At 36.9% G+C, this 12162-nt stretch carries 14 protein-coding genes and 1 pseudogene; 11 read left to right on the top strand and 4 right to left on the bottom strand.

Annotation, left to right across the window (positions count from 1 at the left end; genetic code table 11):
- Nucleotides 1-1114: pseudogene (gene exsA / locus G9F74_RS30175) on the top strand (spore coat assembly protein ExsA); the annotation flags it as partial.
- Nucleotides 1115-1294: 180 nt separating this feature from the next.
- On the top strand, nucleotides 1295-1942 hold the full coding sequence (locus G9F74_RS22040) for a YhcN/YlaJ family sporulation lipoprotein (protein WP_001093525.1): 648 nt from the start codon (nucleotides 1295-1297) through the stop codon (nucleotides 1940-1942).
- Nucleotides 1943-1975: 33 nt separating this feature from the next.
- On the opposite strand, the gene G9F74_RS22035 is transcribed toward G9F74_RS22040, so the two are convergent.
- On the bottom strand, nucleotides 1976-2419 hold the full coding sequence (locus G9F74_RS22035; RefSeq protein WP_002039655.1) for a hypothetical protein: 444 nt from the start codon (nucleotides 2417-2419) through the stop codon (nucleotides 1976-1978).
- A 433-nt stretch (nucleotides 2420-2852) separates the two neighbouring features.
- Between G9F74_RS22035 and G9F74_RS22030 the strand changes: the two genes are divergently transcribed.
- Entirely contained in the window at nucleotides 2853-3383 is a 531-nt protein-coding gene (locus G9F74_RS22030; RefSeq protein ID WP_000871206.1) for a BofC C-terminal domain-containing protein, read from the top strand.
- Nucleotides 3384-3394: 11 nt separating this feature from the next.
- Here G9F74_RS22030 and G9F74_RS22025 read toward each other — a convergent pair whose 3' ends face one another.
- Complete coding sequence (locus G9F74_RS22025) at nucleotides 3395-4339, bottom strand: iron-hydroxamate ABC transporter substrate-binding protein (protein ID WP_000823617.1); 945 nt, start codon at nucleotides 4337-4339, stop codon at nucleotides 3395-3397.
- Between the two features lie 188 nt (nucleotides 4340-4527).
- Here G9F74_RS22025 and ruvA point away from each other — a divergent pair, with 188 nt between their 5' ends.
- From ruvA to yajC, 6 genes are read left to right on the top strand one after another with little or no spacing between them, the layout of a single operon-like run.
- On the top strand, nucleotides 4528-5145 hold the full coding sequence (gene ruvA / locus G9F74_RS22020; RefSeq protein ID WP_000464514.1) for a Holliday junction DNA helicase RuvA: 618 nt from the start codon (nucleotides 4528-4530) through the stop codon (nucleotides 5143-5145).
- Nucleotides 5146-5150: 5 nt separating this feature from the next.
- Nucleotides 5151-6152 carry a Holliday junction branch migration DNA helicase RuvB gene (ruvB, locus tag G9F74_RS22015; RefSeq protein WP_000344470.1) on the top strand — a complete coding sequence of 334 codons (1002 nt, stop codon included), beginning with the start codon at nucleotides 5151-5153 and terminating at the stop codon, nucleotides 6150-6152.
- On the top strand, nucleotides 6149-6349 hold the full coding sequence (locus G9F74_RS22010; RefSeq protein WP_000136158.1) for a DUF2905 domain-containing protein: 201 nt from the start codon (nucleotides 6149-6151) through the stop codon (nucleotides 6347-6349). The genes ruvB and G9F74_RS22010 overlap by 4 nt, the downstream gene beginning before the upstream one ends.
- A gap of 19 nt (nucleotides 6350-6368) precedes the next feature.
- Complete coding sequence (gene queA / locus G9F74_RS22005; RefSeq protein ID WP_000354013.1) at nucleotides 6369-7421, top strand: tRNA preQ1(34) S-adenosylmethionine ribosyltransferase-isomerase QueA; 1053 nt, start codon at nucleotides 6369-6371, stop codon at nucleotides 7419-7421.
- Between the two features lie 12 nt (nucleotides 7422-7433).
- Nucleotides 7434-8573, top strand: a complete 1140-nt coding sequence (tgt, locus tag G9F74_RS22000; protein ID WP_000125368.1) for a tRNA guanosine(34) transglycosylase Tgt — start codon at nucleotides 7434-7436, stop codon at nucleotides 8571-8573.
- 27 nt (nucleotides 8574-8600) lie between these two features.
- On the top strand, nucleotides 8601-8861 hold the full coding sequence (gene yajC, locus G9F74_RS21995) for a preprotein translocase subunit YajC (RefSeq protein WP_000991114.1): 261 nt from the start codon (nucleotides 8601-8603) through the stop codon (nucleotides 8859-8861).
- Nucleotides 8862-8898: 37 nt separating this feature from the next.
- Here the strand turns inward: yajC and G9F74_RS21990 are convergent, their stop codons facing one another.
- The gene (locus G9F74_RS21990) at nucleotides 8899-9282 is read right to left on the bottom strand and encodes a TIGR04086 family membrane protein (RefSeq protein WP_000349137.1); all 384 of its coding nucleotides are present in this window, start codon (nucleotides 9280-9282) and stop codon (nucleotides 8899-8901) included.
- 103 nt (nucleotides 9283-9385) lie between these two features.
- Here G9F74_RS21990 and G9F74_RS21985 point away from each other — a divergent pair, with 103 nt between their 5' ends.
- Nucleotides 9386-10042: a DUF421 domain-containing protein gene (locus G9F74_RS21985; protein ID WP_000455378.1), complete on the top strand. Its 657-nt coding sequence runs from the start codon at nucleotides 9386-9388 to the stop codon at nucleotides 10040-10042.
- A gap of 56 nt (nucleotides 10043-10098) precedes the next feature.
- Here the strand turns inward: G9F74_RS21985 and spoVB are convergent, their stop codons facing one another.
- The gene (gene spoVB, locus G9F74_RS21980; RefSeq protein WP_000198279.1) at nucleotides 10099-11658 is read right to left on the bottom strand and encodes a stage V sporulation protein B; all 1560 of its coding nucleotides are present in this window, start codon (nucleotides 11656-11658) and stop codon (nucleotides 10099-10101) included.
- Nucleotides 11659-11843: 185 nt separating this feature from the next.
- On the opposite strand from spoVB, the gene G9F74_RS21975 reads away from it, so the two are divergent.
- On the top strand, nucleotides 11844-12128 hold the full coding sequence (locus G9F74_RS21975; protein WP_000890217.1) for a post-transcriptional regulator: 285 nt from the start codon (nucleotides 11844-11846) through the stop codon (nucleotides 12126-12128).
- Nucleotides 12129-12162: the final 34 nt, after the last annotated feature.

Genomic DNA, 12162 nt, shown 5'->3' with positions numbered 1-12162 from the left:
AAACATAGTATCACCGCAAGTAAAGAAAGAAAATGTAGGAAACATAGTATCGCCGCAAGTAAAGAAAGAAAATGTAGGAAACATAGTATCGCCGCAAGTAAAGAAAGAAAATGTAGGGAATATAGTATCGCCGCAAGTGAAAAAAGAAAATGTAGGAAACATATTGTCGCCGCAAGTAAAGAAAGAAAATGTAGGGAATATAGTATCGCCGCAAGTGAAGAAAGAAAATGTAGGAAGCATAGTATCACCAAATGTATCGAAAGAAAATGTGGTTATCCCACAAGTCATACCGCCAAATATTCAAGTACCAAATATAATGCCAATGCTGGATAACAATCAACCACCAAATATAATGCCAATAATGGATAACAATCAACCACCAAATATAATGCCAATAATGGATAACGATCAACCACCAAACATAATGCCAATAATGGATAACAACCAACCACCAAATATAATGCCAATAATGGATAATAACCAAATGCCGAATATGATGCCGATTATGGATAACAATCAAATGCCGAATATGATGCCGATTATGGATAATAACCAAATGCCGAATATGATGCCGATTATGGATAACAATCAAATGCCGAATATGATGCCGATCATGGATAACAATCAAATGCCGAATATGATGCCGATCATGGATAACAATCAAATGCCAAATATGATGCCGATCATGGATAACAATCAAATGCCAAATATGATGCCGATCATGGATAACAATCAACTACCGAATATGATGCCGTATCAACAGCCGATGATGCCGCCGAATCCATATTATCAACAACAAAACCCATATTACAATATGCCATATCAGCAAGGGGCACCTTTTGGACCACAGTATACGTCTATGCCAAATTCAAATATGATGCCAATGGATAATAATATGCCGCCACTCATACAAGGTGAGGAAGATTGTGGATGCGGAGGAGAGAGTAGGTTATATAGTCCGCAGCCTGGGGGACCACAATACGCTAATCCTTTATATTATCAACCAACGCAGTCTGCATATGCACCACAGCCAGGGACGATGTATTATCAACCAGATCCACCAAATGTATTTGGAGAGCCAGTCGCAGAAGAAGAGGACGAAGAAGAAGTTTAAAAAAAGGTGGGATTATTCCCACCTTTTTTGTATGTAGAATTGTTTTGAAAACGGAAGATTTACATCAAGTGTTAGAAAATTCCCAGTGAAATATTAACAGTGTAAAAACCTTCTCTGTTACTCATCATAAGAGGGAGCTTTTCAGAAGAGAAGTTCATTCTAACAGAGGGGGTTTTTGTATTGAATACGAAAGTAAAAGTGATTGCTGCTTCTTTGTTAGTTACCAGTGCATTAGCTGCATGTGGTACACCAAAAGATAACAATGCGATGGATGGACGTAACTACAATTACGAGCGTACATCTTATAATGATACACATCAGTATCGTGATAATGTAGCGCGTAACGATCGTTATACAGATTATGTAACATATAGAAACGGTCGTAACGATACAGGATATAATAATTATTACCGTGATGTAAATTACAACGGGCAAATTGCTAATCCGCATCCAACTCGTAATATTACAATGAACAATTCATACATTAACAATGATGGTAAAACTGCAGAAAGAATTACAAATCGTGTGAAACGTATGAATAACGTAGACCGCGTGTCTACGGTTGTATATGGAAACGACGTAGCGATTGCAGTAAAACCACGTAACACAGCGACAAATGAAACGGCGATGGCGAACGAAATTCGTCAAGCGGTTTCAAATGAAGTTGGAAACAGAAACGTATATGTTTCTGTAAGAAATGATATGTTTACTCGTGTCGATGCAATGAGTACGCGTCTACGTAACGGTACAGTTACAAACGATTTTAATCGTGACATAGGAAATATGTTCCGAGACATTCGTTACGGTTTAACTGGTACAGTGCGATAGAAAAACAAAAGAGGAAGGGGTTGCCCTTCCTCTTTATTCATCGTTATCTTGTAAACGACGTTTTTTAATAAAATAACTAACGGAATAAGAAATTAAAAAGCATATGAAGAAAATACTACCTGTTAGAAGTGCTTCAAACAGAGGTCTTTCTGGACTGAAAATGATATAAATAATGGCTATAATAGTTCCTACAATAAGAGAGCGTAAAATAATTTTGTAATAAGGAGTTAACTTTATATCCTTTTCGCCTTCTTCTACATCGATAGAAACGCTTAACTGTAAATAACTAAGTACGATACTTGTAAGGATAAATAATAACCATAATGGAGATTTCGTAATTTGATCCATTCCTTCAGTGAATCCGATATAGCCTAAAATGCCAATTATACCAAGTGATTGAAAAAGAAAGGCAATACGTATGTTTTTTAATGTTTTCAGAATGAGACGTTCATCCTTTATTTTTTTCACAATATCCATCTCCTGTTTATTATGATTTCGCTGTTACATTAATTGTAACATATATATTACATTTATCAATTTATAATTTACATAAAGTTCGTTTGGGTGAAAGAGAAAATAAAATATTTGTTATAAAAATGTTGCACTTATACGTTATTAATGTTATATTAGCAAAGCGATGAGCTAATTTACGTAAGACGAGAGATATGCTTAAGTGCTAAACACGCGAATGTGGTCGCCTGGTCTCTCGCCGTAAACGCATCAAGACGCCTGCTTGCAGGCGTCTTTCATTTTATATAAAAACAAATGCTAATGCAGATAAGGATAAAACCTTATCTGCATTTTTTTATTTTTGAGAGAAATGTAATGTGGTTGTTTATATGGATAAAACCTCCACTTTCGGCAAAACTACTAATGAAAGTTTGATTTTGCCTAAAAGAGGTGAACGGAAATGAAATGGATACTGATTGCAGTGCAAGCTTTCGTGATGATGTTTTGTTTAGCCTATGAAACGAGTGTGAGGGCGGAAGGACCAGTACCAGAAGTAACAGAAAAAGAATCTGAAGTTACAATTTTATTAGAGCGTATGTATGTTGATGGAGAAGTAAGTGAAGAAATATTTACAGAAAAAGTAGCGGATTTAGAAAAGTTTTTACAGCAATATAAAGAATGGCAACTCGTTGATCGTGATGATGTACAAATTGTATTGCAAAAGAAAGTGGACGATATTTCTCCGTTATTGAAGACGAGCGGCTATTTTGGTGTTTCAGAGGAAGGGATATTACAAATTTTCAAGGGTGTACCAAAAAGTGATAATGCGATTCATTCTTTCTTTCAAATTGATATGAAAAAACTTGAGAGTTATGAGCGTGCGAAATTGAAACGTGGTATTCGTATAAAATCAAAAGAAAGTTTTGTGAAGACGATTGAAAAAATGAAGCAATATGCAGTGCAAAATAAGAAAAAAAGCAGCTCATGGTGAGCTGCTTTTTCTTACTTGTTTTTAGCTAAAATTTCTTTTGCGATTTCATCAATTAGCATATCTTTTCCGATTGGATTGAATGCTTTCGTATTGAAGATTTCATTCGATACTTCATATACGTGATTGTTTTTTACTGCTTTATTGTCTTTCCAAACAGCACTATTTTTATAGTCTTCGTACACTTTATCAGCCTCGCCGCCGAAGTTTACAATAAACATTTGATCAGGTTGGAATGCAACAAGCCCTTCTAATGATACTTGCGCCATCGTTTGTTTTAAATCTGTACCTTTTGTTGCTGGAAGTTTTAAGTCGTTAAAGATGATGTCACCGTATCCGAAGCTACCGTATACACGGAAGTTTTGTGGTGTAACTGCGACAAACATAAAGTTTTCATCTTTTGTTTTTTCTTTAATTTTTTTAGATAAAGAGTCTGCTTTTTTATCGTAGTCGGCAATCCATTTGTCAGCTTTCTTTTCTTCATCAAATAGTTTACCTACTTCTTTAAACTTACCGCGCCAGTCTTCTAAGTTTGTTTCTAGAACAACAGTCGGTGCAACCTTTTCTAATTGATCATAAATTTTTAATTGACGATTATTTAAAATAATTAAGTCCGGTTTTAAAGCTGTAACAGCTTCTAAATCAACTTTAGGTGCCCAGTACCAGCCAACTGCTTTTACGCCATCTAGCTTGTCTGTTAAGTGATTTTGGATTTTATCTTTATATGTATTTGCTGTACCAACAGGTTTGTGTCCAAGAAGTAATAACTCTTCTGTTGATCCAGATAAGTCAACAATTCTCTTTGGATTTACTGGAATTGTAGCTTCCCCTTTAGCGTGTTTCACAACTTTTGTTTTCGGTTGTTCTTTTGCTTTTGACGCTTCTTTTTGAGAAGAACAGCCAACGATAGAAAGAACGACTAGCATAATAGTTAATAAAATAAATAACTTACGTTTCATCCTGATGTAACCCCTTTAATTAGTATTGATAATCATTATCGACTCCTGTATATTAAGGTGCTTTATCTTTTCTGTCAATGGAAAATAACAGAAGTTTTAAACGGAGAACATTTGTTGGGGTAGTCTCGCTTTTCTATCATTAAATATGTTAAAATGGAATACATGATTTAAGAGGGAGAGATCGTATTTTGTTTGAATATGTTACAGGTTACGTGGAGTATGTAGGACCGGAATATGTCGTAATTGACCATAATGGAATTGGGTACCAAATTTTCACACCAAATCCGTATGTATTTCAAAGAAGTAAGCAAGAAATCCGTGTCTATACATATCATTATGTGAGAGAAGATATTATGGCACTTTACGGGTTTAAAACACGTGAAGAGCGTTTATTATTTACAAAATTGTTAGGTGTGTCTGGCATTGGGCCAAAAGGCGCTCTTGCGATTTTAGCATCTGGTCAAACAGGACAGGTCGTTCAAGCGATTGAACATGAAGATGAGAAGTTTTTAGTGAAATTCCCGGGCGTCGGAAAGAAAACAGCGCGCCAAATGATTTTAGATTTAAAAGGAAAACTAGCAGATGTTGTACCAGATGCATTTGTTGATTTGTTCTCAGATGTTGAAAGTTTTGATGAGAAGAAAGGTTCCTCAGTTGAACTTGATGAAGCACTGGAAGCACTGCGTGCACTTGGTTATGCAGAACGGGAAGTTTCTCGTGTTGTACCAGAGTTATTAAAAGAATCATTAACGACGGATCAATATATTAAAAAGGCACTTAGTCTTTTACTAAATGGTAAGAGGTGAGTATAATGGACGAACGTCTCCTTTCAGGGGAATCTGGATACGAAGATGCGGATTTAGAGTATTCATTACGGCCACAGACGCTCCGTCAGTATATTGGCCAAGATAAAGCGAAACATAATTTAGAAGTGTTTATTGAAGCGGCGAAAATGCGTGAAGAAACGTTAGATCACGTACTTTTATATGGACCACCTGGACTTGGTAAAACGACGCTTGCGAATATTATTGCCAATGAAATGGGTGTTAACATTCGAACGACGTCAGGTCCCGCAATTGAAAGACCAGGAGATTTAGCAGCGGTATTAACAGCACTTCAGCCTGGAGATGTATTGTTTATTGATGAAATTCATCGTTTGCATAGATCAATTGAAGAAGTACTATATCCTGCGATGGAAGATTTTTGCCTTGATATCGTAATTGGAAAAGGACCGTCAGCACGGTCTGTACGTTTAGATTTACCTCCATTTACATTAGTTGGAGCGACAACACGTGCCGGAGCATTATCAGCGCCGCTCCGTGACCGTTTCGGTGTACTTTCAAGATTAGAGTATTATACAGTGGATCAGCTTTCTGCGATTGTTGAACGTACAGCGGAAGTATTCGAAGTGGAAATTGATTCGTTAGCCGCACTAGAAATTGCAAGACGTGCCCGTGGTACACCTCGTATTGCGAATCGTTTATTACGACGTGTACGTGACTTCGCACAAGTTCGCAGCGACGGAACAATTGCAATGGAAATTACACAAATGGCATTAGAACTACTGCAGGTAGATAAATTAGGACTCGATCATATTGATCATAAATTATTGCTCGGTATAATTGAGAAATTCCGTGGTGGCCCAGTTGGATTAGAGACAGTTTCGGCAACGATTGGAGAAGAATCTCATACAATTGAAGATGTGTATGAGCCGTATTTATTACAAATTGGCTTTTTACAACGAACGCCAAGAGGCCGAATCGTAACGCCACTTGCGTATGAACATTTCGGAATGGAGATGCCAAAAGTATGACGGAGATACCGAAATTGCTTATAACAGCAGGTATCTTACTCATTGTTGTTGGCTTAGCTTGGAAGTTCATTGGAAGGCTTCCAGGCGATATTTTTGTGAAAAAAGGTAACGTTACCTTTTATTTTCCTATCATTACATGTATTGTGTTAAGTATTGCATTATCTTTTATTATGTATATAATAAATCGATTCAAATAAGAAATAGGTGGATACAGTTATGGATATTAATCTGTTTGATTTTCATTTACCAGAAGAACTTATTGCACAAGTCCCGTTAGAGGATCGTGAAACATCAAGATTAATGGTGTTAGACCGTGAAACTGGTGATATTGAGCATAAACATTTTACGGACATTCTTTCTTACTTACATGAGGGGGATTGCTTAGTTTTAAATGAAACGAAAGTTATGCCTGCTCGCTTGCACGGTGTGAAAGAAGATACAGGCGCGCACATTGAAGTGCTTCTTTTGAAACAAGAGGAAGGCGATAAGTGGGAAACGCTTGTTAAGCCAGCGAAACGTGTAAAAGAAGGAACTGTAATTTCTTTTGGTGAAGGGAAATTAAAAGCAACTTGCACAGGGACTGCAGATCAAGGTGGGCGTCAGCTTGAATTTTCATATGACGGCATCTTCTATGAAATTTTAGATGAACTTGGGGAAATGCCACTTCCTCCATATATTAAAGAGACACTGGAAGATCGCGATCGCTATCAAACAGTATATGCGAAAGAAATCGGTTCAGCAGCAGCGCCGACAGCGGGACTTCACTTTACAGAAGAGTTACTTGAGAAGTTAAAGAAAAAAGGCGTTCAGTTAGCATTTATTACACTTCACGTAGGGCTTGGAACATTTAGACCAGTTTCTGCAGATACGATTGAAGAGCATCATATGCACGCAGAATATTACCATATGTCTGAAGAGACAGCGGCATTATTAAATCGTGTGAAAGAGAATGGTGGACGTATTATCACTGTAGGTACGACATCAACTCGTACGTTAGAAACGATTGCGACCGATCATAGTGGTAAGCTTTGCGCAGCTTCTGGTTGGACAGATATTTTTATGTACCCAGGATATAAATTTAAAGCAATTGATGGTTTAATTACAAACTTCCATTTGCCGAAATCAACATTAATTATGCTTGTAAGTGCATTTTCAAATAGAGATAATGTACTTCATGCTTATAATGAAGCAGTAAAAGAAAAATATCGTTTCTTTAGCTTCGGTGACGCAATGTTCGTTGCATCTCACGCTAAAATGAGAAACAAATAAAAGGAGTAAATTATGACAGCAATTCGTTATGAATTTATTAAAACTTGTAAACAAACGGGTGCGCGTTTAGGTCGTGTACACACGCCGCACGGTTCATTTGATACACCAACATTCATGCCAGTTGGTACACTTGCAACAGTTAAGACAATGTCACCAGAAGAATTAAAAGCAATGGATTCTGGCATTATTTTAAGTAATACGTATCATTTATGGCTACGTCCAGGTCACGAAATTGTTCGTGAAGCAGGTGGTTTGCATAAATTTATGAACTGGGACCGTGCAATCTTAACGGATTCTGGTGGTTTCCAAGTATTCAGTTTAAGTGACTTCCGCCGTATTGAAGAGGAAGGCGTTCACTTCCGTAACCACTTAAATGGAGATAAATTATTCTTATCACCAGAAAAAGCGATGGAAATCCAAAATGCATTAGGTTCAGATATTATGATGGCATTTGATGAGTGTCCACCGTTCCCAGCTACTTTTGAATATATGAAGAAATCTGTAGAACGTACAAGCCGCTGGGCAGAACGTTGCTTAAAAGCGCATGAACGTCCACAAGATCAAGGTTTATTCGGTATCGTACAGGGCGGAGAGTTTGAAGAGCTTCGTCGCCAAAGTGCAAAAGACCTTGTTTCAATGGACTTCCCTGGTTATGCTATAGGTGGTTTATCTGTTGGTGAACCGAAGGATATTATGAATCGTGTGCTTGAGTTTACAACACCACTTCTTCCAGATGATAAGCCACGTTACTTAATGGGAGTAGGTTCTCCTGACTCGTTAATTGATGGGGCAATTCGCGGCGTTGATATGTTTGACTGCGTACTTCCAACTCGTATCGCTCGAAATGGTACATGTATGACAAGTGAAGGCCGTCTAGTTGTAAAAAATGCGAAATTCGCAAGAGACTTCGGTCCGCTTGATCCTAATTGTGATTGCTACACATGTAAAAATTACTCTCGTGCGTACATTCGTCACTTGATGAAATGTGATGAAACGTTCGGAATTCGTTTAACGTCTTATCACAACCTTCATTTTCTGTTAAACTTAATGGAGCAGGTGAGACAAGCTATTCGTGAAGACCGTCTTGGTGATTTCCGCGAAGAGTTCTTTGAACAGTATGGCTTTAATAAACCGAATGCTAAAAACTTCTAATACATAATTTAAAAGGAGGAACAAAAGATGAATGCAGGTATGATGAATATCGTTATGATCGTTGCGATGTTTGCGATTTTCTATTTCTTATTAATTCGCCCGCAACAAAAGCGTCAAAAAGCAGTTGCTCAAATGCAAAACGAATTAGCAAAAGGTGATGCTATCATAACAATTGGTGGCTTACACGGTACAATCGAATCAGTAGATGAAACGAAAATCGTTGTTAAATCTGGTGGTGCACACTTAACTTTCGATCGCAATGCGATTCGTGAAGTTGTGAAAAACTAATGAGGAAGGCCCTGCATGAAATGTGCAGGGCCTTTTTTTAATTATTTTGCTTTGACATATTTACACCGAAAATACCACCGAGTGTACTCGCGCCCATTAATGCCAATTGGTAAAGTAACTGTGAGTTCGATAAAGTTTGAGAGAAGCCTAAATAGTTAACTAGAAAAACGAGTATGGCGAATGTGAGTCCTGTTGTAAAACCAACTAGCCAACCTTTCCCTTGTGCTTTTTTACCAGCAATAAACCCAGACATAAGCATAGATAAAAGAGCTAGTATCAAAATAGTGACGGTTAATGTACTTTCATTCATGTTCGTAAACTTTAATAATAGAGCCATAACCATGCTAGTAATAGATGCGAGAATTAGTAGGGTAATAATACCGAAACCAATTGCAGTTGATAATTTTTTCGTTCCATCCATTTATGCATTCCCCCTTTTTAATACAAGCATATTTCTCTTTTGCTTAAGTTAGACTATTTTCTTTTCTATAGGGGAATCTATAAGTAAAAAAGGAGATGTAGAAATGGAATGGGTATCGATAATTGGCCGGACGATGCTTTTGTATATTATTATCTTAATTATTTTCCGTCTTATGGGTAAACGTGAAATTGGAGAGCTAAGTGTATTAGATTTAGTCGTATTCATTATGCTTGGTGAAATGGCTGTAGTAGCGATTGAAAATACAGATAAATCACTTTGGCATCAATTAGTTCCGATGACTTTCCTTATGTGCATACAAATCATTTTGTCGGTTATTTCTTTGAAGTTTCAACGATTTCGGCATTTAATAGAAGGGGAGCCTGCTATTCTTATAAATGCGGGAAAAATTGATGAAAAAAAGATGAGAAAACAGCGCTATAACATAGATGATTTAATGATGCAATTAAGGGAGCAAGGGGTCGGAGACGTGCGGGATGTGGAATACGCTATTTTGGAACCATCAGGGAAGTTATCCGTTTTTCAAAAACAAAAAAGTAAAAAGAGTAAAAATGATACGCCTATTTTCACTCTGCCATTAATTATTGATGGAGAAATTCAATCTAATCATTTGCAAATGATTGAACATACAGACGAATGGCTCATTGAAAAACTAAAAAACTTAGGTTATAACGATATAACACAAATTTTATACTGTAGTTTTCAAAATGGACAATTTTTTGTTGATTTGAAAGAAAACTAAAAGCTTACCATTTTAAATAGTAAGCCCGGAAAAGTCTCGCTAATGAAAGTTTTACTTTATTTCAAAAATGAAAGTTTACGAATGATAGGGAGGCGACTTAACTCCTCTTTTCGAATTAGTTTAAAGATGAAGAGGAGAACGACATAAACCATTGTTGTTAAAGTGATTTCCCATAATGTTTGTATACCAAGAGAATGAGAAAAAATAATATACTTATGAAGGTAAAAACCGAAGGCACCTGCAATACCGATGGCAAGTCCGCCGAAAATATAGTCTTTTGCGTAAATGGTAAATGTAATCTTTTTTAAAACGGTAGCGTAGTGAAGGAATGTTACTGTTACTATATTTGCTGCAATAGCGAGAGCAACCCCCATCATTTGAAATTCTGGCTTTGAAGCTAGTACAAAAATAACGATTAATTTCACGATGGCGCCAATAAATGTGTTCATCATAGCAGCGCGTGCTAAATTTAAAGCTTGCAATACAGATGTAAGTGGACTTTGAAAATAATGAAATAAAAAGCAAGGTGCAAGTAGCTGAATGAATGCTGTTGCGCTGTCTGATCCGTACATAAGAGTTAAAACAGGGGAAGCGAATACGTATAATATAACGACAGACCACCCACCAGTAATTAATGAAATTCGAAGTGCTTGTTGTAAACGGTGCTCCACTAATTTATGTTGCCTTTTTGCCATTGCTTCACTAATTGAAGGAACGAGCGCTGTAGAAAGAGCGTATGTAATGAAGGCGGGTAGTGATAGGAGCGGGAATGCATAACCGTTTAATATACCGTATTGCTGGGTTGCGACAGAAGCGGCAACTCCGGCAATCGCTAAACTTTGCATAACGACGATAGGTTCAAAAAAATAAGAAACAGAACCGATTAAACGACTTCCTGTAGTTGGAAGGGCGATATCCATAAGAGAATAAAATGTACCTTTGCTCTCCTTTACGGTAGTGAAAAATCTAGAGCGTATAGATAAGTGTTTTTCACGTTGGAATAAAGTGAGTAAGAATAATAAGGATGCAACTTCGCCGAGAACGGCTGATAACATAGCGCCGGCTGCAGCATATTCTACGCCATAAGGTAAAAATATTCGAATACATACAGCGATAATTGTAATGCGGACAACTTGTTCGATCACTTGAGCATAAGCGCTAGGTTTCATATTTTGTTTCCCTTGGAAATAACCGCGTAAAACAGAAGAAACAGCAATAACAGGAACGACAGGTAAAATGGCCATTAATGGATAGTACGTTCTTTCATCGGTTAATAATGTTTTCGCTAAAATAGGTGTGAGGAGCATAATGCCCATTGTTAAAATGATGCTAATAAAGGAAGTGACAGCTAGTGATACGGTTAATATTTTTTTTATTTTTTGTTTATCGTTCACCGCTTCCGCTTCTGCTACAAATTTTGCGATTGCGACAGGAAGACCGATTTGTGTTAATGTAATTGCTAAAATGAATGTAGGAACGGCCATCATATAAAGGCCAACGCCTTCTTCTCCTAGTATACGTGCCATTACAATCCGGTTAATAAATCCAAGAATTTTGGTAATAAAGCCGGCAATCATTAAAATAAATGCGCCTTTTAAAAAGCTTTGTCTCGTCATGGTCTTCTCCTACCTTCTCAAAATCAGTGGAATGATTTACAATAATTTATATGCACGTACGAGACAAGAATGACAAGCATTTAAGAGAGTGAAGTATGATAGTGCTCTTGAAAGTAGTTATTGCTGTCCATTAGAGCGGGAATAAAAGCGACTTTTCGTGCTGAAATTATAAGGAGATGTTACGTATGTTAGAAAAAGAAGATTTGGTAGAATCATACCGCGGACAGTTACAAGTCGTTTTAGTTAGTAAAGTAGAGGAGTTTCAAATGTTCGGTTATGACAGAGTGACAGATGATGACATTTGGAAGTTTCTTAAAGTGAAAAAGTGGAAAAAGATAGACAGTAATGTTAGGTTGTATGAATTAGTGAACGATGTATTAAGAATAACACCTAATGAATATATGACATATTTAACTGTTGAAGCATACCAAGCGCCACTTTGGTCATTTGATGAGTATGAAAATAAATAACTGACTGCAATTGGTTTGTTCTTCCTTTTGCAGT

Source organism: Bacillus sp. EKM202B (assembly GCF_011066025.1).
GTDB lineage: Bacteria > Bacillota > Bacilli > Bacillales > Bacillaceae_G > Bacillus_A > Bacillus_A toyonensis.
The sequence above is the reverse complement of the archived record's forward strand: the minus strand, read 5'-3'. Positions and strand labels throughout refer to the sequence as shown.

Excerpts from the sequence above, each read along its gene's own strand:
- G9F74_RS22035 (WP_002039655.1), bottom strand. The coding sequence starts at position 2,419 with ATGGATATTGTGAAAAAAATAAAGGATGAACGTCTCATTCTGAAAACA.
- G9F74_RS22030 (WP_000871206.1), top strand. The coding sequence starts at position 2,853 with ATGAAATGGATACTGATTGCAGTGCAAGCTTTCGTGATGATGTTTTGT.
- G9F74_RS22025 (WP_000823617.1), bottom strand. The coding sequence starts at position 4,339 with ATGAAACGTAAGTTATTTATTTTATTAACTATTATGCTAGTCGTTCTT.
- ruvB (WP_000344470.1), top strand. The coding sequence starts at position 5,151 with ATGGACGAACGTCTCCTTTCAGGGGAATCTGGATACGAAGATGCGGAT.
- G9F74_RS22010 (WP_000136158.1), top strand. The coding sequence starts at position 6,149 with ATGACGGAGATACCGAAATTGCTTATAACAGCAGGTATCTTACTCATT.
- queA (WP_000354013.1), top strand. The coding sequence starts at position 6,369 with ATGGATATTAATCTGTTTGATTTTCATTTACCAGAAGAACTTATTGCA.
- tgt (WP_000125368.1), top strand. The coding sequence starts at position 7,434 with ATGACAGCAATTCGTTATGAATTTATTAAAACTTGTAAACAAACGGGT.
- yajC (WP_000991114.1), top strand. The coding sequence starts at position 8,601 with ATGAATGCAGGTATGATGAATATCGTTATGATCGTTGCGATGTTTGCG.
- G9F74_RS21990 (WP_000349137.1), bottom strand. The coding sequence starts at position 9,282 with ATGGATGGAACGAAAAAATTATCAACTGCAATTGGTTTCGGTATTATT.
- G9F74_RS21985 (WP_000455378.1), top strand. The coding sequence starts at position 9,386 with ATGGAATGGGTATCGATAATTGGCCGGACGATGCTTTTGTATATTATT.
- spoVB (WP_000198279.1), bottom strand. The coding sequence starts at position 11,658 with ATGACGAGACAAAGCTTTTTAAAAGGCGCATTTATTTTAATGATTGCC.
- G9F74_RS21975 (WP_000890217.1), top strand. The coding sequence starts at position 11,844 with ATGTTAGAAAAAGAAGATTTGGTAGAATCATACCGCGGACAGTTACAA.